The following is a 24,317-nucleotide window of genomic DNA, read 5'->3' as shown; positions in this document are numbered from 1 at the left end:
AGCGTACTTAATATAGGGTTCCGTTTGGAGTTAAACATCGGTATTCGGCGACAGATCAACGTTTCTAAGATGTACATGGCAAAAGAAAGCTGGAAAGCTAACGGAACGAAAAGGGCCTCGTTTCTCTTAAATCAGGTTCTATCAGATCGGGCTAGCTCATACCCTAAACTATGGATTTGAACAACACGACCGGCACTTAACCGGCCATAGACAACGGAGGGTTATATTCGAATGAAAGAAGCTCGTGTTCAGGTAAAGGTGCCCCTTGTCCCTCGCCCGGGTATGCAAGAGCCGGAGGAGAATACCGTTTCTGGAGTGGCACAAGACAAGCTAGCCTCAGCGAACCTGAGGAATATTTCATCACAGCCTGCAAAAATATCAAGTCCAAGACGGGTGTCGACAGATGAGCTAAACCGACAGACAGCCGAGCACATCCATATACCCGTTATTGAGCTGGACCAATTCCGACGAGTGAAGCGTCGCCGAATGCGGACATTCGGACGAAAACCCCGATGGGGGCGTAACACGACGCGATGGCAACCCGCTGCCGCTGTATCTGCTTTATTGGCGATGGCATTACTGATTCCGGTAATTCTGGTATGGCCGCGGGCGAGCGAATCACCAAAGCCAATCCCTGCGCCAACAGATGCCAGCAGTACAATAACCCCAGCTCCTGCGCCAGCAGTTCCTGTCACCTATCCCGAACCCCAAGTACGCGTATACCTGTCTGCAACGGGCACAACGATGAATCTGCCACTGGAAGACTATGTTACCGGCGTAGTGGCTGCTGAGATGCCAGCGGAATTCAGACTGGAGGCGTTAAAAGCGCAGGCCATTGCAGCTCGCACATTTGTCGTACGAAGACTCGCTGCGAGTGATACAAGCGGTGTTCCATTGGGTGCGGCGGATGTGACGGATACGGTCAGCCATCAGGTGTTTATTCCGCCAGATCAGGTGAAAGAAGATTGGACTCGTCTAGGGAAGGCGCAGGAATGGGAGAAGCTGCAACAGGCTGTACGTGAAAGTCGGGATACGGTCATGACATATCAGGGCAAAGCGATTACCGCATCCTTTTTCTCCACAAGTAATGGGTATACCGAGAATGCGGAGGATGTATGGGGAAACGCTGTGCCGTATCTGCAAAGTGTAGACAGTCCGTGGGACAAAAATCTTGCTCCAGGATTCAAACAGACCGTTACCATGAAGCGTAACGAGATTCTGCAGAAGCTGAACCTGGATGCCATTCCCGTGACTACCCAGAAGAGTGGATCGTGGATGGAAGTATTGTCTACAACCAAAGGACATCGGATTAAGGAAATGCAGATCGCAGGTGAAACATTCAGCGGCCCCGAGGTCCGCAAGCTGCTTGGATTAAGATCCAGCCAATTCAGTTGGAAGACCGAGGGTGACGAGGTGCAGATTACAACGTATGGATACGGACATGGGGTGGGTATGAGCCAATGGGGAGCAAACGGCATGGCGCAGGAGGGTCACACCGCCACCCAGATTCTCAAACACTACTATACGGGTATCTCATTCGGACAGGCATCCAAGATGCTGGCATCGAAGTAGGAGAGATGAACACGGATGGATAGATAATAAATGCTTTGACGCATGAGGACGTCAGGAAAGCCTCAGGCGGCCGGTATCCAGTCACATCCTATACCATTTCGCTTTCTGCAAGTAAACTCACTTCATAGAAGGATTGGTCATTAAAGCCAATTCGAACTTATTACCAACCACCCTTTCCGGAACTTGCGAGATTCGGCTATGTATGCAGAGAGTGCTAGTGTATGGGGAGCGCAGGGGACAGAAAAGACCTGTAGAAGCGAAGTTAAAAGCTTTCTGAGAGAAAGCTGCATCGGAAGCGTAAACTTGCCTTTACTACCGGTCGAAAGGTTTTCTGGCCCCGGAGCGGTGCACGCACTAATCACTCACCACTTCACATATATAGCACTCTCTGAAACCTCCGTGAAAATAATTAGAGTCGCGCGTGTATAAAAGAGTTGCACCCGGTAACACTTGTTACTGAGGTGATTAACATGAATGAACAAAACAAAAAAACAAACCAAGAAGAAACTCCTAAAACAACTCAAGGAGTACCGGCTAGCCAGCCCTCTTCATGGAAAAGAGCAATGTCCAAACGTTGGGTCTTCCCGGCAGCCTACATCGCAGCAGCAGGCATTATACTAACCTTAGTGTGGGTCTATCAGGGCACAGGCGACAAAACGCTGAACTCGGACCCTGCTAGCGGGGTAGTAGAAACAGGCGCATCGGCGGGTACAGAAGGAACAGCAGCAGGCGGAGAACAGGAAAGTGTGGAAGTTGTTGCAAAGTCGGAGAATTTTGTATGGCCGGTAGCGGTACCGTCCGAAATTTCGGTAGTGAAACCTTTCTATGATAGCGAAGCTTCAACCGAGGAACATGAAGCGGCGATGGTGCAGTACAATGATACATTCATCCCGAACACGGGTGTGGATCTGGCACGTGGGGATAACAAAACGTTTGAAGTCAAAGCAGCGCTTGCCGGTAAAGTTACACGGGTTGAGCAAAATCCGCTCACAGGTCAGGTTGTGGAAATCACACACAGCGATAACCTGAAGACGGTATACCAAAGCCTGGCAGACGTCAAAGTGAAACAGGACGACGAAGTGAAACAGGGAGATGCGATTGCATCTGCTGGCGTCAATGAATTGGGTAAAACGCTCGGCAACCACCTTCACTTTGAAGTGTACGAAGACGGACAGCCTGTTAACCCGCAAGGATATCTTCCGGAAAAATAAATGATTATTACCGCAGCAACATGATGGGCAGAGGGTTAAACCTCTGCTCTTTTTGTGCTTTTCAGAAAATAATGGGACCTTCGAAGCTTGTCACACCTCTAAACCGCGAATATATAGGCATGCTCCTCATATAATGTACCAAACTATCCACACAGTAGGGAGGCGGGAGCGTGCACGATTACATCAAGGAACGGACCATCAAAATTGGTCGCTGCATTGTTGAGACGAGGAATACGGTCCGTACCATAGCCAAGGAATTCGGCGTGTCAAAGAGTACTGTGCATAAGGATTTGACGGAGCGTCTGCCGGAAATCAACCCTGATCTTGCTGACCAGGTGAAACACATTTTGGAGTACCACAAGTCGATCCGCCATTTGCGGGGCGGGGAAGCGACCAAAATCAAATACAAAAAAACGAGTGGCAAGAAACGTGAGGTGTTGGCTTCCGCCAAATCGTAAGCATCTTCACCAAGACGTAGGCCAAAAAGCTCACACATGCATTGAATCCCTCCCCTGAAGTATGATATGTTAAAAGCTGGTACAGGATCGAATTATGACATCTTATCAGCCCGATTTTTACATATATATGTTGCACTTTGTCGAACGAGCGGTGACGTGATAAGGGACTCTTTTTCACAGGATACGCTGACCAAATAATATCACTTTGGGGGCTCTTTTATGTTTAGCAAGGATATCGGTATTGATCTTGGCACGGCGAACGTGCTTATTCACGTGAAAGGAAGTGGGGTTGTCCTCGATGAACCTTCCGTCGTGACCATTGAAAGAGATACGAAGCGTGTCCTTGCTGTTGGGGAAGAAGCGCGTCGTATGGTGGGGCGTACTCCAGGTAACATTGTTGCCATTAGACCGCTGCGAGACGGCGTTATTGCGGACTTCGAAATTACGGAAGCGATGCTCAGACATTTCATTAATCGTGTGGGTGCAAGAAGCTGGTACAGCCACCCTCGAATTCTGATCTGTGCACCAACGAACATTACTTCTGTAGAGCAGAAGGCCATTCGCGAGGCGGCGGAGCGCAGCGGTGCCAAAGAAGTGTTCTTGGAAGAAGAGCCTAAAGCGGCAGCGATCGGTGCGGGAATGGATATTTTTCAGCCGAGCGGCAATATGGTCGTGGATATCGGCGGCGGAACGACTGACGTTGCAGTCCTTTCTATGGGCGACGTGGTCACCGCCTCTTCTATTAAAGTTGCAGGGGACAAGTTCGACGAAGCGATTATCAAGTTTATTAAAGCCAAGTACAAGCTCATGATCGGTGAACGGACCGCAGAAGATATCAAAATTGCGATTGGTTCCGTGACGCCAGGTGGACGTCAGTCCGAGATGGATATTCGCGGACGCGATATGGTATCCGGTTTGCCTGTTACCGTAACGGTATCGGGGAATGAAGTACAGGAAGCGCTCTGGGATTCTGTGCAATCCATCATCGTGGCAGCCAAATCGGTATTGGAACGTACACCGCCTGAATTGTCAGCGGACATTATCGACCGTGGTGTTGTTTTGACTGGTGGAGGCGCATTGCTGAACGGACTGGACGAGCTTTTGTCCAATGAATTGCATGTACCGGTGTGGGTTGCTGAAGATCCAATGCATTGTGTCGTGAAGGGGACAGGCATTATGCTTAATAATTTGGATCAGGTGGTTAAGAAAAAGTTCTAATCTGCCGATATAAAAAGCAAAGGTTCGCCATGCTCGGAAAGCAGAACGGACAAGCAGCCAGCCTGTAATGCAGGACAAGCGCTTGAGGAGAGGGGTTAATTCATGTTAAGAGGTCTGTACACCGCTACTGCGGGAATGATTACGCAACAACGCCGCCATGACACAGCAACACAGAATATTGTAAATGCGAACACGACGGGATACAAACAGGTGAACAGCGTAAGCCGTTCCTTCCCGGAGATGCTCATTACCTTGGTAGGCGGAGATGCGAATCTCCCGACAAAGCGGCTGGGCAAGCTGAACACAGGGGTGTTCGCGGAAGAGAGTTTGTCCATGAATTTGCAGGGGACCATTATGGAGACTGGACAGAAAAATGATTTTTCCATTTCATCCAATATGACTGTCAATGATCCGCAGACTGGACAACCTGTCCCGTTTGACGCTTCAGGCAAATTTGTACGGGCCGATGGTACGGTAACTTACCAGCCTCAGGCGTATTTTACAGTTCAGGATGCACAAGGTAACACCGGGTATACACGTGATGGTCACTTCGAGATTACAGGAACCGGACAGTTACTGAGTTCAACAGGTTCGCAAGTGTTGGATAATAATGGACAACCTGTAGTGTTGACAGGTTCGGTAGAGCAATTTAAAGTGGATGAGCAAGGCCGTCTTGTGGATGCAGCAACCGGTGCACCGACAGGCGTTACTCTTGGTATTAGTGTCATTGACCAGCCGAATCAGCTAGTTCGTCAAGGTGATGGCAATTTCAGTCTGAGTGATGAAAATGGAGCAACTGCCCGGATGCTGGCTGCCGGTGATAATGTGCAGATCCGTCAGGGATACCTGGAAGGCTCAAATGTCGATGCTTCACAGGCAACGGTTGATATGAACGCTGCATACCGTGCGTATGAAGCGAACCAGAAGGTCGTACAATTCTACGACCGCAGTTTGGAAAAAGCCGTCAATGACGTCGGTCGTGTATAACGCCGACGTTTAAATATAACCGCGCAGAGGAGAGCCAAACGCCCTTTGCGCAGCAAAGCAGAGAGGCTCACGCGAAGCGCAAGAGTCTAGACGCAACCGAGCTTATGCGAGGAGTGCGCAGCAGTGCCTGAGCGCAGCGACGGTCTCGACAGTCCTTTGCGAAGCAAAGCAGGGAGAGACCACGCGGAGCTACACGCCGCATAAAGAGCGTGCCCGCCTATGATTCAGCCATGTGAAACTATGGCGGGAATCATAGGCGGGCAGTCGCGGCGCACACACACCACCGTCACTTAGCAAGATCGTACCCCACTTACCTAATCCGCCTGTTTCGGGAGTCCAGAGGGCAGCGCCATCTGGGGCCCTCCCTACTAGGGAGGGTTTGGGAGGGTGGACAGGACACAAGGGAGGGTAAACCACCGATGAATAATTCCATGATTAGTGCCAAAGTTTCCATGACCGCTATTCAGCAGCGTCTGGATGTCATTTCCGATAATATTGCCAACGTGAATACGGCAGGCTATAAGAGCAAGCAAGCGGCTTTCGAGGATGTGCTGACCCGGGTTCAACAACAACCGGACAAGTACAAGCTCGACGGACGCTCCACACCGATGGGCTATAACCTCGGTTTTGGTGCTCGTTTGGCAGATGTGACGAAGGATATGTCCCAAGGTACCTTAAATGAGACAGGTCTTCCAACCGATCTGGCCATTGAAGGAAATGCCATGTTTGCAGTAGAAGCGAATGGGGAGAAAATGTGGACACGTCAGGGTGCATTTCATTTTGTACCTGATACAAGACCGAAACCTACTCCCAATTCACCAGATATGATGGTAATGGTTAATGGCGAAGGTCACTTTGCTCTGGATCGTTTAGGAAACCGTATTACGGCACCGAATAATAGCAAAGTTGCTTTTGATGAAAATGGCAACCTGTTAATCCGACGCGGTAATGAGGCGAACGCCACCATTGGAGCACAGCTGCAAGTGGTAGACATTGAACGCCCTGAGGGGCTCGTACAGTATGCGGATAACCTGTTTGGGCTGGATGCGGGATTAACCGAGGATGATGTATTTGGCGCTGATGCAGCTACACGTCAAGCGACTGCCATGATCCGTCCAGGTTATCTGGAGCAATCCAATGTGGATCTGACACAGGAGATGGCTTTGCTTATGCAAGGACAGCGGACATATCAGCTGGCGGCACGGGCACTAACTTCGAGTGACTCCATGATGGGTCTTGCCAACACTATAAGAGCGTAAAAGGTGAATGTGATGACAGAAACACAGCAGCAGAACAGTAAGCCAGAGAAGAAGGAAGTCAAGAAGAAGAAGAGTGGATGGCGCATCGCAAGATGGTTTCTGGTTCCGGTCCTGCTTATTCTTGCCCTTGCTGGCGGAATGGTAGCTGGATATGTGGTACTGGGCAAACAGGATATCGGTTCCGTATGGCAATGGAGTACATGGGAACATGTATATAATCTGGTATTCGCTCCATAATGTAACGAGTTAAGCGAAAACTCCTGCGCAGGCAGGAGTTTTCTTTTTGACGTTGAAAACAGTATAATGATGGATGACGTTTGACGTCAAAAGAGGCCTCCCCTGCGAAAGACATTCGTCATCGCGAAGAGAGACCCCTTATCTTAACCTTCACTACTGCAGTCATGAAGGATATAACTAGTGTTAACCGAAAATATGCTTTCCATACAAAATTTAAAAATTAAAAACCCATTTATATGAGCGTTTGATTTTGTCATGTTGGGGTTGACCTTGCAGTATCGAAGTAAGTGGAGGAACGGTATCGTTCAGAAGAAGCGAAGCGCTCGCCTAAAAGCTTTCTGTAAAGAAAGCTGCTTCGAAAGCATAAGCTGTTTCTTAATGTTATCCATCTGGAAAATAATTCAAAAAAATTCGGGGACAACAGCGATCAGAAGGACGATCCGTAACCGTAACGACCATCGTAGCGCTAAGAGTCAATCCATGATGAAGACTGCTCATATAAACATCCCGAGAGGAGATTACACTGTGCTCGATATCAAACAGATTCAAGAAATCATCCCGCACCGCCCCCCGTTTCTGCTGGTGGACAAGATTCTAGAGATTGAGGATGGCAAACGTGCCGTTGGTCTGAAAAACGTAACCATTAACGAACCTTTCTTCATTGGTCATTTCCCAGAGTATCCGGTAATGCCGGGTGTACTGATTACAGAAGCGCTGGCGCAAGTTGGTGCAGTAGCCATTCTGAATTTGGAAGGCAACAAAGGAAAAATCGGCTTTTTGGCGGGACTGGACAACTTCCGATTCCGTGGACAAGTTGTGCCCGGAGATACGTTGATTCTGGAAGTGGAGATTACACGTCTAAAGGGTTCTATCGGTAAAGGTAAAGCAACTGCCCGAGTGAACGACAAAGTGGTCGCTGAAGGCGAGATCATGTTTGCACTGTCTGACCCAAGCTGATTACATACGTGAGCATTGACATCATGCAGGAACGCAGTCGGACCGAATGATGCAAGATGCTGAAGTACTCAGCACACCTGAATTTATATAGACGGAAGGGGTTTATCGGAATGGAACAGTTAAGCACAGCAGCAGCAGAAACGTTGCAGCAATGGTTGGAGGATGCTTCGATTGATGAAGCAACGAAACAGGAGCTTCGTGACTTGCAGGATCAGCCGAAAGAGCTGGAGGAACGTTTTTACAGAAACTTGGAGTTTGGTACAGGAGGATTGCGTGGAGTCATTGGTGCCGGAAGCAACCGGATGAATCGTTACACTGTGGGTCGGGCGACTCAAGGGTTTGCGCGGTATCTGCTTGAGCAGCATGCTGACCAAGAAGGCAAACCTTCTGTTGTCATTGCTCATGATTCCCGTCATTTCTCACCTGAATTCACACTGGATGCTGCGCTTGTACTGGCTGGAAACGGCATTGTAGCCAAGCTGTTCCCATCCTTGCGTTCAACTCCGGAGTTGTCATTCGCGGTGCGTCATCAGAATGCAACTGGCGGAATTGTCGTTACAGCGAGCCATAACCCACCTGAATACAACGGATATAAAGTCTACAATCATGAGGGCGGTCAATTGGTACCGGATGAAGCGGAAAAAGTCATTCAGTACATCCAGGAAGTGCCTTCTCTTGCTGACGTGAAGAAGCTGACGCAAGAAGAAGCAGAAGCTCAAGGCCTTCTGATCTGGTTGGGTGAAGAACAAGATCAAGCGTTTGTGGATACTGTAGCAAGCCGCAGTCTGAGCCGCGAACTGATCCAATCCGGCATAGGCCGTGATTTCAAAATCGTATACACACCTCTGCACGGAACAGGCAACATCCCTGTACGTCGCGTGCTGGAGCAGATCGGATTCGAGCAAGTGCACATTGTAGCGGAACAAGAACAGCCGGATGCTGAGTTCTCTACAGTGAAGTCCCCTAACCCGGAAGAACGCGAAGCGTTTACGCTCGCAATGAAGCTGGGAGAATCCGTAGGCGCGGACATTCTGATCGGAACAGATCCGGATGCAGACCGCATGGGTGCTGTTGTGAAAGACAACGATGGTAAATATTTCGTCTTGTCCGGTAACCAGTCGGGTGCCATTATGGTACATTACCTGTTAAGTCGCCTGCAAGAGACGGGTACACTGCCAAGCAATGGTGCGGTTGTCAAAACGATCGTAACAAGTGAGATGGGTGCTGTCATTGCTGAACATTACGGTGCAGAAGTGATGAACACACTGACAGGCTTCAAATATATTGGTGAAAAAATGAACCAGTTTGAAGCTACAGGCAGTCATACATTCTTGTTCGGATATGAAGAGAGTTATGGCTACCTTTCCGGCAACTATGCCCGTGACAAGGATGCTGTCCTTGCCTCGATGCTGATTGCTGAAGCGGCTGCGTACTATAAGAGTCAAGGCAAGACGCTCTATGATGTCTTGCAAGAGCTATACAACCAATTCGGCTACTTCCTGGAGAAGCTGGAGTCCCGTACGCTGAAAGGCAAAGACGGTGTGGCTCAGATTCAGGCCAAAATGACCGACTGGCGTTCCAATCCGCCACAAGAAGTAGCGGGAATTGCTGTACAAGATGTGCTGGACTATTCCCTTGGTCTGGACGGTCTTCCGAAGGAGAACGTACTGAAGTTCATTTTGGCAGACGGTTCATGGTTCTGCTTGCGTCCTTCAGGAACAGAACCGAAGATCAAAGTTTACTTCGCCGTGCGTGGAGAGAACTTGGAAGATGCGGAAAGCCGGATCGAGCGTCTGGTGACTACAGTGATGTCACGTGTAGACGCACAATAATACGAATGCAGCAATGAGCAAGAACATGAGAAGGCCTCTCCGCACCGTAAGGTTGGTTGGCGGAGGGGTTTTTCTTTGAAATAAAAGTGCAGATGGTTCTAGCATATAACAGGGCTTGTTGACACAAGCTGTTTGTAACCTATTGTATAAATGTTAAATGAACGAATTACTTGAGCTGAACGTGCATTTGGTTCCAACACTTGAGGAGGTACATGTAGTGCGTCAAAAATGGCTTTATTGGAATAACGCTTCTCGGAAGTGGTTGTGGCTCGTCGTTATTATCGGTCTGGTTGCGTCCATCCCTGTCATCAGTGATCGGGTGCAGACAGAATCTTCTGCCAAAAAGGTGGAGCTTGTCTTCAACTATAGAGGTCTGCTGGATATTTCCGCCTATCAGGCACATCCGCAAGATTTCATGAATGAACAATTGACTCGTCTGAAAGACGCAGGCGTAACAACGATGGCTGTGTTCGAAAGTACATTGGACGAGCTGAGAAAGACACGCCGACTGATGGTGTACAACGGCCAGGATCTCGCAAACCTGACCAAAGATGTGATTCCTTCTAACGCAAATTACACGTATGTGTTATTTACATCGGAGGAAAACGCACAGACGTATACCCCTATTATTGAACAAACGTTCGCTGATCGTCAGATTCCGGTGCAACCATGGGAATATGAAGGTCGTAGCGGCTTAATATTGCAGACTCCTCCGGAGAATGCCAACATGCAGCCTTTGCAGCCTGATCCGGTTGCGGTGAAGATGCTGCGTGAAAAAGGTTTCTACATTTTGCCGCGCATCTCGGACGGTGTGCCATACAGCCAGGAATCGATGGAGCGCTTGCTTACCTTCTTCGAGGAAAATGGCGTGAAGCGCATCTTGTTTGATGGTGATGCTGTGAAAGGGTACAATGATAATGCAGAGATGAAAAGTCTCGACCAGTTCGCACAATTGCTGAACAAGCACAATATTGGTCTTGCAGCCATTGAGAACTTGAAGAAACCGCAGTCTGGATTCCAGACCCTCGCTTATAAAACGGACTACAATGTCGTGCGTCTGTACTCACTTAGTGATGGAGATGCCAATCTGGACGTAGATACGATTGCTGACCGTTTTGTTCTGGCAACCAAAGACCGCAACATTCGTATGCTTTATATGAATGCATCGCCAAGCCGGAACACAGCAAAGGCCATGATTACAGATCCAATTGAGAATCTGATCAACAGCCTGGGTGAACCGGGTCATGCAGTAGAACGCATGGCGAAGCATGGATTTGAACTTGGACAAGCTGAAGCATTTACAGTTAAGGATTCGTCGATTCAGCGTTATGCCAAGCTGGTTGCTCTCGTTGGTGCAATTGCCATGATTGCACTTATGGTTTCTTATTTCATCCCACTACTGACATTGATCGCATTTGTAGTTGCTCTGGTGGGCAGTGCCGGATTGTTCCTTTTGAAACCAACGTTGCTGGAGCAAGGAATTGCCTTGCTTGTGGCCATAGCCGCGCCGACCATAGCGATGGTGCTGGCTGTTCGTACAGTGAACTATCAGCAACAGCGTCAACCCGACGCATCTGCGGGTCGTCGTTTGAAACAAACGTTGGTGTTATATGTAAGAACGTCAATTCTTTCGTTCCTGGCGGTACCTTTTGTCATCGCGTTGCTTAACAGCATTACGTACAGTCTGGTGATTAACCAGTTCCGCGGCGTAAGTCTGTTACACTTTGCACCTATGGCACTGGTAGCGATCTATATTGTGTTTTATCGTGGCTCAGGTTCGTTCTCGATCAAGAAAATTAAAGAAATGCTTCGTATGCCAATTAATGTTTTAATGGTTGTTTTGGCACTCGTTGCTGCCGTTGTTGGATACTATTATTTGAGCCGTACAGGCAACTCGGGTTCAGTAACACCATTCGAGATGTTCCTGCGTACCACGCTGGAAGATACGTTCGGTGTACGGCCGAGATTTAAAGAATTTATGCTGGGACACCCGCTGTTTATCGTTGGCGTGTTCGCCGCTTTAAAATATCGTAAAGTCATCTTTGTGCTCATTATTGCAGCAATTGGACAATTGTCCATGGTGGATACGTTCGCGCATATCCATACGCCGGCTGTATTGTCACTCATTCGTGGAGTGATGGGATTGGGACTTGGCTTAATCTTCGGTATCATTGCTGTGGGTGTGTGGCAAGTAGCGGAAGGATGTTGGAAAAAATGGTCACCACTTCTCAAAAGTTAGTCATCTCGGGGTATTACGGATTCCGCAACAGCGGAGACGAAGCGGTGCTAAAGTCGATTTTGACAGCGCTGGAAGAGGAAAGTCAGAGGTCGAACGTCACCATTGAACCGATTGTACTTTCGGGTGACCCCGAGTGGACAACCTCCATGTACGGTGTGCGCTCCGTGCATCGAATGAAACTGAAGGAAGTCCGAGAAGCTCTCAAGGAGAGTGACGGATTAATCAGTGGCGGAGGAAGTCTGTTGCAGGATGCAACTGGACTGAAATCCATTCCTTATTATCTGGGTGTAATCAAGCTGGCCCAGTGGTTGAAAAAACCAACGTTTATCTACGCACAGGGGATTGGCCCTGTGAAGCGTAAAATTTTCAATCCGATGATCAAATCGGTCTTCAAGGCCTGCACCTATGTATCTGTTCGGGATGAACAATCTGCAGACTACCTGCGTGGGCTCGGGCTACAGTGGAATCAGATCCATGTAGTACCTGACCCAGTAATGGGCTTGCCATTACCTGAAGCAAAAGTTGAGAATGGCGCAGATGCTATTTCAGCAAATGTTGCTAATCAAGCTAACCGAGTGGAACCTTCATCTGGAGCACATACCAAGCTTCCTGTGATCGGCATATCGGTACGTTTCTGGGAGTCAGACCGTAAAGAGCTTACTGCTATTGCAGCCGGATTGAAAAAGCTATGCTCCAAAAGAGCCGTGCACTTGCGTTTTCTGCCATTTCATTTGCCGATTGATGAACAGGCATCACGATTCCTTATGGAAATGCTCGGTGATGTCACCAGCAAAGGTAGTGAGATTAGCATCACACAGGATCTGACCGATCCTCAGCTTATGCTGGAGGAAGTCAGCAAGTGTGATCTTGTCATCGGTATGCGGCTGCACAGTCTGATCTATGCAGCATCGCAATATGTTCCTCCGGTGGGCATCTCATATGATCCGAAAATTGACCAATTCCTGCTTCGTCTGGATAGTGAGCCGGCAGGCAATACGGATACACTCGATGGCGACAAGCTCGCCAAGACGGTAGTGGGACTGCTGGATCAACGTTCACAGTGGTTGAAGGAACATGAAGAAGGCATCACCGAACTGAAGCAGGAAGCCAGAGTACCTGCACAGCAGATTATTAACTATTTAGGCCGCAAAGGATGAGATAAAGATGAGTCAGACCGGATCAATACCTACCGTTTCGATCTACGGCATTCCTTTTTCCAAACTGACAATGAAAGAAACGGTGAAGGTTCTCCAGGAAGCTGTGCTGTCCAAGCAGCCACACCAGGTCATCACAGCCAACCCGATTATGGTTATGGCCGCATTGGAAAATCCCGCAATTATGGAAGTCATGCAAGCTGCGGAATTAATTGTTCCTGATGGAACAGGTGTCGTATGGGCTGCAAACTATTGTGGAGATCCTGTAGCTGAGCGAGTGCCGGGTTATGAGCTTTTACATGAATTGCTGCGTGTTGGAGAAAACTATCGATGGGGCGTATATCTGCTGGGTTCCACCCCTGAGGTGATTCAAGAAACGGCAGTTCGGTTACAACAGCAGTATCCGGCGATTCGAATTGTGGGTTATCGCGACGGTTATTTTGGTCCGGCTGAGGATGAACAGGTCATCGCTTCCATTCGGGAAGCTGCACCTGATCTGTTGTTTGTAGCACGTGGGGCCGACACACAAGAACCGTGGATTCACCAGCACAAAGATGCTCTACAGGTTCCCGTAACCATGGGCGTTGGTGGCAGCTTTGATGTGATTTCGGGCAAAACGAAACGTGCGCCTAAGCTGTTCCAAAAGTTAAGACTGGAGTGGTTCTATCGCTTATTGCGTGACCCAAGCCGTGCTGGCCGGATGCTTGCGCTTCCGAAATTCGCTGTTAAGGTGATGCGGGACAAAGAAAACGTGACGAAAGTCCGTTAAAAACAGGTAATTGCGAGATAAATGCGTGTTTTTGCTAGAAATTGAGGATGGCTTTTCGGGTGTGATGAGCGTATAATTCATTCCGGATTACATGTGTGCCACTCCATGAAAACAGAAGTGTTACACTTGGCACTACGATTGCAAGGCAACCTGTCGATCGCCGTTATCCCCAGATTTCCTTTTATCCTTTTCCAAAGGATGAAATCCGGTGATAAATGCGAACGTTACACTTCTCTAGGTTTTCCTTGCACTCTCCGTTATCGTGTAACAAAATTTTCATCAAAAGTGACTAACAATAATTTTTATATATAAAAAGAGATCAGGGGATTTATAATTTCGTACAGGTATTATAATTGGGGGTCGAATGTTCAAATGGTAGCGATCTTTATCATTGGATTTATCGTGTCAATGGGACTGGCTCTTGCCCTGACACCGCTTGTCAAAAAGTTCGCAGTCCGCATTGGCGCGATGGATACGCCGAATGCACGTAAAGTACACACACGGATCATGCCACGTCTTGGTGGTCTGGGAATATTTCTGGCCTTTATTATTACAGTTGCCGCATTGCTTCCGTTTGTATCGGCATGGTTCACGACTCGGGATATGAGTTTTGTCAGCGCGTTTCTGATTGGTGGAACCATTATCGTACTGATCGGAGCACTCGATGATCGGTTTGAACTGTCGGCGAAAGTGAAGTTGCTCGGTCAGATCGTTGCTGCTTCTGTCGTTGTATTCGGATTTAATATCCGCGTAGATTTCGTTAACATTCCTTTTCAGGATTCCTATTCTTCACTCGAAGCTTGGGTATCTATTCCGCTGACGATCTTGTGGATTGTTGGTGTAACGAATGCCATTAACCTGATTGACGGTCTGGATGGTCTGGCAGCGGGTGTATCTGGTATTGCGATTGGTACCATTGCCGTAATGTCCTTCCTGATGGGGAACATGATGATCGCTTTGATGTGCCTTGTGTTGTTGGGTAGCATCATTGGATTCCTGTTTTTCAACTTCCATCCAGCTAAGATCTTCATGGGGGACACCGGATCACTGTTCCTTGGTTTCTCTCTTGCGATGCTGTCCATGCTGGGATTCAAACAAATTGCTGTCGTGTCCTTCATTACACCGCTGATCATTATCGGTGTGCCGCTCTCGGATACCTTCTTTGCGATCATCCGTCGTGCAGTACAACGGAAGCCGATTTTCTCACCGGATAAAGGTCACCTGCATCACTGCTTGCGTGAACTTGGATTCAGTCATCGTCAGACGGTACTGATCATTTATGGAATTGCCGCGTTCTTCGGAGTTCTGGCCATTATCCAATCGTCCGCTGCCATGTTCGAAGCGAACTGGGTAACGTTCGTGGTCATCTGTATCATGATGTTCTTCCTCCAAGTGGGAGCAGAAGTCATCGGACTTGTCAGTAAGACGAGAAGACCGGTTATCAACTTCCTGATGCGCATGCGCGTCAAGCTGAATCCGGAGACCCGTTCGAAATCATAAATAGATAAATGTATTGGTTACAGCTATTCTTGAATATTATTCCAGACCCAACCTTATCCCTTGTGGATAAGGTTTTTTGTTTATTTTGAGATTTTTACTAAATAATTGGAACCTTTTGCCGATATATAAAGGTAACTGACTTAAAAAGAGGAGAGATGATACGTAATGCAACAAAAGAAACGGCCGTTGATCTGGATCATGTTGGTCACCATGGTGTTCTCATTGTTCCCACAAGGTCTATTCGGTGGGGCTGTTGCTTCGGCTGCAGACGGTGATCCGGTAACTCCTGGATCTAATGCTTATACCACATATTTTACGCCAGATATTAAGGTGTTAAGAGAAACATCCATTTTGTCTTTAACTTCAGGACAAACAGGAAAAGAATTTCTATCAAGAACTAATGCCTACACCACTTCAACATCAACCATAAGTATTTCAGGTTCTTATTCATTTGTTTCAAAAGATACGATGAAAGTGAAAGTTGAACAGTTAAATTCGACTACTGAAGGTGGCGTGGACAAGTGGGTTCCTGATGAAACAAAGTCTATTACTACGGCAGTAACTGCTGATAGTAGCGGTAACAGTAAATTTAATGCAAACAACCTTACTCTGTTTCCTGGATTCAACAAAATCACCTTTTTAGGTGTACAGGGATCTGTTGAACGTTCGGATACATTCTATGTTTTATATGATCAAGCTCCTTTTATAGACAATTTCAAAATCTCTACTGTTGTTTCTGGAGGTACAGGTAATGCAACTTATGATTTAAATGCAGGCTCTGAGACAGTCGTTAACACAGAACGAGTATCAATCCAAGGTAAAGTGCAAAATGCTACACAGGTTACCGTCACAGTAAATGGTGGCGATTCTTACGATTCAGCTATGCTTCAAAATGGAGATTTTTTCTTGCCTCAACTTAAACTTAAAGCAGGATTGAATAAGTTGAAGTTCAAAATATCAAGCGCATCCAACTCCATTGAGACGGAGCGCTCAGTCTATTACTTCGATAAAAACCAGCCGTTTACTAAGCTCGATGTAACGGTAGGGACAGAGAAACAATCTATTTTGGATGATGCTAATCCAAATTTTACAATAATGGGAGAAACTGAAGGTAAATTGTCCGGACAAGCATTGTTGCCGTATTCAGCAAGTAATTCGGATTTTAGCCCAACGAACGGAACGATTACTATATCTAATAGTAATATAGATCAAACGCCACCGTTTGTGTTTCAAGTGACTAATTCTATTCCAATAGCTGGCTCAGATGGAATTAGTATGGAGTATCGACTCGTGGACTTTGAAGTGGATACACCTTTCAAGATGGAGTTAGAGGATGGCAGTACTGATGTTAAGAAAAATCAGGAAGTGAAGCTTAATTTAACTTATGGTAACTTCAGCACAGGATTTACAGGAGGATATGTATATTCTCCAGGTTCTCAAGATATTCTTAATATGTACTACCTCCCAGATTACAAAAGTGGTCCGATAGAGTCACAGACTAAACTGGATGGATCAAGAGTGAAAAGTGATACATTCTTCATTTTAGTTGAATCCAGTAAAGCAATTAACGCGGCGACTCTTTTGGGTGAATATTTACCTACAGGTGTAAACAAATTGAAAATCGACGCAGTACCGTTTGATGCTACAGTGGGGTTGAATTCAAAACAACAGATCTATAAAGTTACTGGATTTTTAAGTGGAGAACAGCAAGTCCGATTCTATTTTGGTAAACCAACAGACTTGCCGAAAGTAGTTAAAATCTCTTATTCATCTGTCAGCTCAATCTATGTAGAGAATTTGCAAGATGGACAGACTTACAGTTTTGATTCAAAAAGTACTGAACAGACTATGTCGATTAAAGGTAAATTTATAGGCTTCAAGACGTTGGGGAATGATTTCAAACCTGAACTTGTAGTTAATGGTAAGGTGCTTAAAGACACTGATTATACGCAGGTTACGCCAGGGTTCCCTAATATTACTACAGGTGATTTCTCTATTAAATTAAAAGTATTGAAAGAAGGACCGATTGTATATGGTGAGAACACAATTGTGATCCGTGCAATTGATGAGGATGCCAACAAGCAGCCTACAACCATAACAACAACGCTTAGAATCAATGTTATTGATACGAATCAATCAACAGTTACAACTTTTATGCCTACTTTGGTTCCTAAAGATTCCAGACAACCATTTGTGGATAAATCTTTGACCAGTTATACACAGGATGAACTGAAAAAAATCTTTGCGGTTACGCCTGAGTTCGCATTTAAAGAGGATAAATATGTAACAAGTGAAGAATCCTACGACCTTGTAATTAATGGTGGTGGAGCTCAGATTGCGAATGTATACTTTGGTTCCAAATTAATTTTCACACATACACAAGCAACAGATCGTGTGCTACAAACAAATAAGTTGGGTGATAATGGCATGCCGACATTTGACTTTGTAGGTAATGAAAATCAATTCTTCGCCAGAATTCAGAACCTGAAATTTGATGCACCAGGAACGCATGTATATACTCTTGAACTTATTAACAGAACTGGTGCCAGAACAACACAACGACTTGAGATCGTACGCGAACCTTCTTCTTATCGCATTCTTGCTCCTCAGCCAACAGTGGGAGACAAAATTGTTGTTAACAAAAACTTTGTAAGGTTTGATATTGAAGCTGAAGGTGCTACTCAGGTAGTCATTGATAAACAGCCTGCTGTTAAACGTACTGATTCTAATAATCGTTTTGTACTAGATTACGTGGGATTGAAACCTGATAAAAATAACGCAATTAAAATCCAGATCACGCGTCCAGGTGGTACGATTAATGACACAGTTAATGTTTTCTATACATCTACAATCACAACAGACACGCAATATATGGCTCCAAAAGTAGCTAATAAGTACACGGTGTTTAACAAGGAATTGCAGCTTTCCCTACCGAAAGGGACGGTTCTACAATCAACAACTGTAAGAAATATGACCAAGTTTTATCCGGATAATAAAATTCTGTTTGGAATAGCTGACTCGGATAAAGGGATCGTAGAGAGAAAGAATGATTACGGTAACTGGATTGGTTCCCCAGATGAGGGTAGCGAAAATGCACAGAGCTTTATTACAGTCTCACCAGAACTTTCAGGATTGTTTAGTTCAACACTAAATACAAATAACTTTACTCCGATCTCAGATATTTACTGGATTCATGGGGGCGTGGGTGAACTCGGTGATAAAGGAGAAAGTGGTTACAGCGCAGGTACAAATGGTCTATCTCCGTATAGCCTTGAAGGCAACTTCACTCAGTATGCTGCTGAGAGAGTGTTAACTCCCTCACAGAGAGGAAGTCTAACGATTGCCTATGACCCTTCAATCGTAGATGATGTAGGTTCAACTATCACAGTATTCAGATATTCAGACAAGACCAATGTAGGGAAATGGGTGCCTATTGGAGGCGTAGTTGATACCAAAGGGCATACCATTACTGTTCCATTTGATGAATTCGGGTATTATAAAGTAATGAAACTTAGCAGAAGCTACCCTGACATTACGAACCACCCGTGGGCACGCAATTTATTAAATGCCTTGTATTCAAAAGGGATCATGAATCCATTGAGAGCAAGTTCATTCGGAGCAGATGATCAGACCACTCGTGGGGAATTTGCAACGCTACTTGTGAGAGGTCTGGATATACCGTTGAATTATGCCAATCAACAGACCTTCCAGGACGTCTCGGTCAGTACGAAGTCAGATCGCTGGACCTACGAAGCTATTGAGACGGCGGCTCGCGCGGGTATCGTTCAAGGTTTAAGTGATGGATATTTCCAACCGGAAATGCCTATTACACGTGAACAGGCAGCTGTTATGATCGCTCGTGCGATGAACTCAAAGTTAGCTACGAACGATAGCAAGCTTGCTGATACACTTGGGAAATCATTCTTGGATTCAGGCTCTATTGAGTACTATGCTCGTCCTGCTGTGCTCGCAATAACTAAAGCGAAAATCATGGAGGGAAGCCCGGTAACAGTGCCTGGCTCAACCAAAGCTCAGTATCAATTTAACCCTAAAGGTAATATGACTCGTGCAGAAGCTGCGAAAATTGCAGTTGAATTACTTAAGAAGAGCACGAAGCTGTTTCCTAAAAACTTGAGTTAAAGCATATAGAAAACTGTTCAATACTGAAAGACCTGTCCCTTGGACTAAAGGGACAGGTCTTTTTATGACGGCATATCAACTCTTTTATAATAGAAGGAAACAGTTATTTACCAATAACTATTTTTGTAATTTGCTAGAGATTAAGATACAATAACGGTAAATACACAATGATCTAGAGGGTGAAGTTAGCTAATGAAACCGATTTATTCGAGAGCCCAATTGGGTTACATGAAGGCAAAGACACAGTTCGAGAAGCAGGCAGTCATTCTGGAGAAAAAGTTGGAAGATACACGTAAGACAGAGGAGATCTCTCAGGAAGTCATGGAAGGGCTTGTACAGTCCACTGGCTTCCATGATGCGTATAACAATCTGGTTCTGGCTGAGAACGAATTGATTGAATGGTCTCACACCACAATGAAGCATGAGAAGACATACCGGGAGAACAGACAACCAATTGACGATATGTATCTGAGATTGAATAGTGATCCGAATATGCGTGCTCAGATTATTGAGCTGGCGATGAAGATCCGCTAAGTAATAGTTACTGATCCAAGAAGAGGTGCCCTATGGGCCCTCTTTTTTTATTTTCAATATTGTAGAATTTGTCGCTTCATCGTGGAAAATAACGGGTATAAATAAAAGTTCATATCATTACTTACACAGGATTATTTTGGAGTAGTCTTAGTAAATACCGCTAAATAAAGGTTTTGAACATGTCAAAGACCCGCACTGCATCAATACATAAATAAGTTCAAAACTTTTTTTGTGGAATCCGCAACTTTTTGAAATTTGCTGCGTTTAAGATGTAGAGTCAAAAACATTGGGGAACTTACCAAGAATGACCTCGTGAAGAATCTTGTCTATTTATTAGAAAAAATTGCTTTACGGCACGAGAGACCCATTGTATAATACGTAAGGTAGGATTAGGAAACTACTCTATTTACGTATGATTCTATCATTTATTCTTGTTTACAAGTTTCTGTGATATGCTCACAGACATCATTTATATTAACTTGCTCATAACTCTGGAAAGGGGGTGCGACAATAGAATGAGGAATACGAGCGACCCTATTAAAGAAAATTCCAATGTTATGAACGCCCAAGGAGGAGACAAAAAGGTTATGAAGAAAATTTTATCCGTAGCATTGTCTACAGCAATGGCATTCTCAATGTTTGCATCTGTAGCATTCGGTGACACAGCAGTAACACCACAACAACAGTTTGATGCATTGAAAGCAAAAGGTATCTTCACTGGTTATCCAGATGGTTCAGCTGGTCTGGACAAAGAGATGACTCGCGCTGAGTTCGCAAAAGTTATCACTAAATTGCTCGGTCTGAAAGAGATCACTGGAACTCTTTCTTACACTGACAAAAACTACACAGCTAAAAACTGGGCTGTACCTTACATCGAAGCAGTAACTGCTGCGGGTATCATGGAAGGTAAAAACGTAGAGAAAAAAATCTTTGACTTCAACGGTAAAGTGACAGTAGCTGAAATGGCTACAATCTTGACTCGTGCACTTGATCTTGAAATCCCAACTGAAACTAACAACAATGCAGCAGCATGGGCTAAAGGTTATGTTCAAGCAGCGATCAACGCAGGTCTGATCGACGCTAACGCTAACTTCAGCGGCAACGCTTCCCGCGAATTGTTGGTAGGTGCAGCTTACTCTATCGATCAAGCTCAAAGCTTGAAAGTAGAATCTTACACAGTATCCGAAGCTGGTAAAGTAGTTGAGTTCAAAATCAGCGATGGCGAAACTGTTAAAGTAACTTTGGATAAAGCTCTTGAAGCTAACAAAGAAACTGAAGTGAAATTCACTTACAAAGATAAAGAGTTCACTGAGAAAGTTACTTATGTAGTAACTACAGCTACTAAAGTTGAGAGCGTAACTGCTTCTAACTTGAAAGAAGTTGTTGTAACTTACGATGGTAAAGTCGACAAAGAAACGGCTGAAGAAGCTAGCAACTATGCTTTGAAATCCGGAAAAGCAATCGACAAAGTAGTTCTGTCCGCTGATGAAAAAACAGCAACAATCACTTTGGTAGGTACGCTTACTAACAACAAAGCTGACTTCTTGACAGTTTCCAATGTTAAAGCTGGCGACAAAGTTGTAAGTGCTAAAGAAGTTTCCTTCACAACTTCTGATAATGAACTTCCTAAAGTTGATTCTGTTAAATCACTGGGAACTAAATCTGTAAAAGTTGTTTTCTCTGAGCCAGTACAATTGCCAGAGCAAAAAAGCTTCGAGTTGGATGGAAAAACTTTCTTCGGAAAAGTAACTCAACCAACTTCCAGAACAGTAATCTTGACTCCTTATAACACTGCAGCACTGACTGTTGGTGACCATAAACTGACAATTGCTTCTGTTAAAGATTTTGCTAACTTTGTATCGTTGACTTCAACTCACGATATCACAGTTGTAGAAGATACTGCTGCTCCAACTATTACTGAAGCATCTGCTACTTTGGAAACTGTAACTGTTACTTTCTCTGAAGAAGTAGATCCAGAAACAATCAAAGCTTCGAACGTTTACTGGACATCAGGTAACTCTAACAAAGAGTCTGCTTCCTTTAAAGCAATCGAAGATAACCAATACAAATTCACATTTAACAGATCTAATTCTCTGCCAACTGGAAGTATCGCTATCCATGTTGAAGGTGTAAAAGATTACTCTGGTAACCAAATCGCTAAAGGAACTACAGTTAATGTAACTCCTGAAGTTGATATGACTCGTCCAGAAGTGAAAAAAGTTGAATCCACAGGCAAAAGAGAGATTCAAGTTAAATTCTCTAAAGTTTTGTTGGATAGCACTGTAACTGATGCGAAAAACTATACTGTAACTGACAAAGATAACAAAGTTATCCCAGTTAAGTCAGCAACACGTATCGGTGACTTGGATACTGTAAAAATTGAATTGTACAGCGACTTGTCCGCTGGCGATAACAATATCACAATCAAAAACATCAAAGACAACACAAGACTTGAAAACACAATGCTTGATTACACTGGCAAAATCAATGTAGCTGATACAGCTGCTCCAAAAATTGATTCCCAACTGGTTAATGCAAGTAACCGTACAGTAGTAATTGGTTTCGACAAGAAATTGGATGCTGCAACGCTTGCAGACTACTCCAACTACCATGTTGACATCAATAACGAGCGCTTGCCTTTGACTTCTGAAATGGCTGAAATCAATGTTCTACAAGATGCGAATGCAGTTGCAATCACATTTGTAGAAACTTACAAAAACCAAGTTGTAAGATTTGCTTCAACATCTGGTGGTTCTACTTCTAAAAATGTTCAAAACCTGTACGTTCTTGGAGTTAAAGATGCTGCTGGTAACTTGTTGAAAGATTTCACAACGACTCCTGCAACTAACAAAGTTGACTTGAGCGCTAATCTTCAAGTAGGTTTGGGAACATATGACACAGATTACACTGGATACAGTGCTGCTTTGACTAGCAAAGACACAGTTGAAGTGAAATTCAACGCCGGTATCGTATCTGCTCCAAGAGCAGCTTTCACTGTTAACGGAACAAATGTAGGTATCAAAGATGTTGAAGTTACTGGTACATCCACAGTTAAATTGGTATTGAACAGTGATCTTACTTCTACATCTGCAAGTGGTTTATCTGTAAGTGTTGACCGTGGACAGTTGACTACTTTGGTAGGCACAACTCCAACTGCTGGTGTGCAAACTACAAGCGTCCTTGATAAAGTTGCACCTCAGTTGAAAGAAAACACTACTACACCTAGTTACACTAACGTTAAGGTAAATGGTCAAGATATTAAAGTTGACTTTACTGAAGATATCCAATTGGATTCTGGAGTAACTGTAGCTACACTTGCAAGAGACTTCAAAGTTGTCCGTTACATTGATAACAAAACACTGACTCCAGTTAGCGATTATACTGTTGCTGTTGGTGCAGATTCTGTTACAATTACTTTGAAAGATCAATCAAGCAGATCCGCAGATAGCTTGTACACTATCAGCTTTGAAGGTTCTAAGTATTTGACTGATAAATCTGTAGTTAAGAATCAAGTTGCTTCATTCAGCAACAAAGAAACTGATATTCGTGTTGGATATCAAGCTGCTACTGCAGTAACGATTACTGGACCTGCAACTCTTGCAGTGCAGCCAACAGCTGTTGAACAAAACTACACTGCTACTGCTAAAGACGGAGCGGGAAGCACTGTTCCGGGTGCAATCACTTTCTCTTTGGATGCTGCTTATCCTGGTGTAAGTGTTGATGCTGCTGGTAAACTTACAGTATCTCCTTCTGCTGATGCAGGTAATGTAATTCTTGTTGCAACTCATACAGATGGTACTGTACAAAAGCTTACTATTCAACTGACTAAAGCTGCTGCTGTAGCAACTACAGTTGAGGCTGCTGTAGCTGGAACTCCTGTTTCTTCCGCAGCTGGTGGAGCTGCTACATTGTCTGCTACTGTGAAAGATCAATTTGGTGATACTGTTACTGGTCAAACAGGTACATTTGAACTAGCAACAGGTCAAGCTACACTTCCTGCTACAATCACTCTTAATGCTACAACAGGTGTAGTTACTGTTGCTCCGAGTGCACCTACAGGAACTTATAATTTTGTTGCTAAATCCGGATCGTTAACTTCTAACGTTGTTTCGGTAGTAGTTGCTCCTTAATAATCTTCTGGAAAAGGATCTTCAGATTTTATCTGAAGATCCTTTTTTTTGTTAGCATAAAAATGCGCAGATACAGAGAAAACGATTAAATATGCTAACAAGATCGTAACTTTCTACCCC

General features: G+C 45.1%; 16 protein-coding genes. All 16 read left to right on the top strand.

The features are described from left to right. Positions 1–231: 231 nt before the first annotated feature. The 16 genes from spoIID to NYE45_RS27295 all read left to right on the top strand — a co-directional run bounded on the left by spoIID (position 232) and on the right by NYE45_RS27295 (position 24,197). Positions 232–1,572 carry a stage II sporulation protein D gene (spoIID, locus tag NYE45_RS27370; RefSeq protein WP_340014706.1) on the top strand — a complete coding sequence of 447 codons (1,341 nt, stop codon included), beginning with the start codon at positions 232–234 and terminating at the stop codon, positions 1,570–1,572. Positions 1,573–2,042: 470 nt separating this feature from the next. Beyond that, entirely contained in the window at positions 2,043–2,783 is a 741-nt protein-coding gene (locus NYE45_RS27365; RefSeq protein ID WP_062836969.1) for a M23 family metallopeptidase, read from the top strand. Positions 2,784–2,953: 170 nt separating this feature from the next. Further along, the gene (spoIIID, locus tag NYE45_RS27360; RefSeq protein ID WP_024632710.1) at positions 2,954–3,241 is read left to right on the top strand and encodes a sporulation transcriptional regulator SpoIIID; all 288 of its coding nucleotides are present in this window, start codon (positions 2,954–2,956) and stop codon (positions 3,239–3,241) included. A gap of 219 nt (positions 3,242–3,460) precedes the next feature. Further along, the gene (locus NYE45_RS27355) at positions 3,461–4,459 is read left to right on the top strand and encodes a rod shape-determining protein (RefSeq protein WP_062836970.1); all 999 of its coding nucleotides are present in this window, start codon (positions 3,461–3,463) and stop codon (positions 4,457–4,459) included. Positions 4,460–4,561: 102 nt separating this feature from the next. Beyond that, positions 4,562–5,446 (top strand): flagellar hook-basal body protein, encoded by an 885-nt coding sequence (locus tag NYE45_RS27350; protein WP_340014705.1) that lies wholly within the window; start codon positions 4,562–4,564, stop codon positions 5,444–5,446. 419 nt (positions 5,447–5,865) lie between these two features. Next, positions 5,866–6,705, top strand: coding sequence for a flagellar hook-basal body protein (locus NYE45_RS27345; RefSeq protein ID WP_062836972.1), 840 nt, complete (start codon positions 5,866–5,868; stop codon positions 6,703–6,705). A 12-nt stretch (positions 6,706–6,717) separates the two neighbouring features. Continuing rightward, on the top strand, positions 6,718–6,942 hold the full coding sequence (locus NYE45_RS27340) for a DNA-directed RNA polymerase subunit beta (RefSeq protein ID WP_340014704.1): 225 nt from the start codon (positions 6,718–6,720) through the stop codon (positions 6,940–6,942). Between the two features lie 525 nt (positions 6,943–7,467). Further along, positions 7,468–7,899 (top strand): 3-hydroxyacyl-ACP dehydratase FabZ, encoded by a 432-nt coding sequence (fabZ, locus tag NYE45_RS27335; protein WP_036613058.1) that lies wholly within the window; start codon positions 7,468–7,470, stop codon positions 7,897–7,899. A gap of 110 nt (positions 7,900–8,009) precedes the next feature. Next, complete coding sequence (locus NYE45_RS27330) at positions 8,010–9,731, top strand: phospho-sugar mutase (RefSeq protein WP_340014703.1); 1,722 nt, start codon at positions 8,010–8,012, stop codon at positions 9,729–9,731. A 217-nt stretch (positions 9,732–9,948) separates the two neighbouring features. Continuing rightward, positions 9,949–11,970, top strand: a complete 2,022-nt coding sequence (locus NYE45_RS27325) for a DUF5693 family protein (RefSeq protein ID WP_340014702.1) — start codon at positions 9,949–9,951, stop codon at positions 11,968–11,970. Then, on the top strand, positions 11,946–13,127 hold the full coding sequence (gene csaB, locus NYE45_RS27320; protein ID WP_340014701.1) for a polysaccharide pyruvyl transferase CsaB: 1,182 nt from the start codon (positions 11,946–11,948) through the stop codon (positions 13,125–13,127). The genes NYE45_RS27325 and csaB overlap by 25 nt, the downstream gene beginning before the upstream one ends. 7 nt (positions 13,128–13,134) lie before the next feature. Further along, positions 13,135–13,893: a WecB/TagA/CpsF family glycosyltransferase gene (locus tag NYE45_RS27315; RefSeq protein WP_340014700.1), complete on the top strand. Its 759-nt coding sequence runs from the start codon at positions 13,135–13,137 to the stop codon at positions 13,891–13,893. Between the two features lie 372 nt (positions 13,894–14,265). After that, positions 14,266–15,393 (top strand): MraY family glycosyltransferase, encoded by a 1,128-nt coding sequence (locus NYE45_RS27310; protein ID WP_289390507.1) that lies wholly within the window; start codon positions 14,266–14,268, stop codon positions 15,391–15,393. 165 nt (positions 15,394–15,558) lie between these two features. Continuing rightward, complete coding sequence (locus tag NYE45_RS27305; protein ID WP_340014699.1) at positions 15,559–19,533, top strand: S-layer homology domain-containing protein; 3,975 nt, start codon at positions 15,559–15,561, stop codon at positions 19,531–19,533. 192 nt (positions 19,534–19,725) lie between these two features. Further along, the gene (locus NYE45_RS27300) at positions 19,726–20,067 is read left to right on the top strand and encodes a hypothetical protein (RefSeq protein ID WP_017691958.1); all 342 of its coding nucleotides are present in this window, start codon (positions 19,726–19,728) and stop codon (positions 20,065–20,067) included. A 515-nt stretch (positions 20,068–20,582) separates the two neighbouring features. Beyond that, positions 20,583–24,197 (top strand): S-layer homology domain-containing protein, encoded by a 3,615-nt coding sequence (locus NYE45_RS27295; protein ID WP_340014698.1) that lies wholly within the window; start codon positions 20,583–20,585, stop codon positions 24,195–24,197. Positions 24,198–24,317: the final 120 nt, after the last annotated feature.

The sequence above is a fragment of the Paenibacillus sp. FSL K6-1318 genome, from assembly GCF_037976905.1.
GTDB lineage: Bacteria > Bacillota > Bacilli > Paenibacillales > Paenibacillaceae > Paenibacillus > Paenibacillus amylolyticus_A.
Note: the sequence above shows the minus strand (reverse complement) of the source record. Positions and strands in the feature narration are given on the sequence as shown.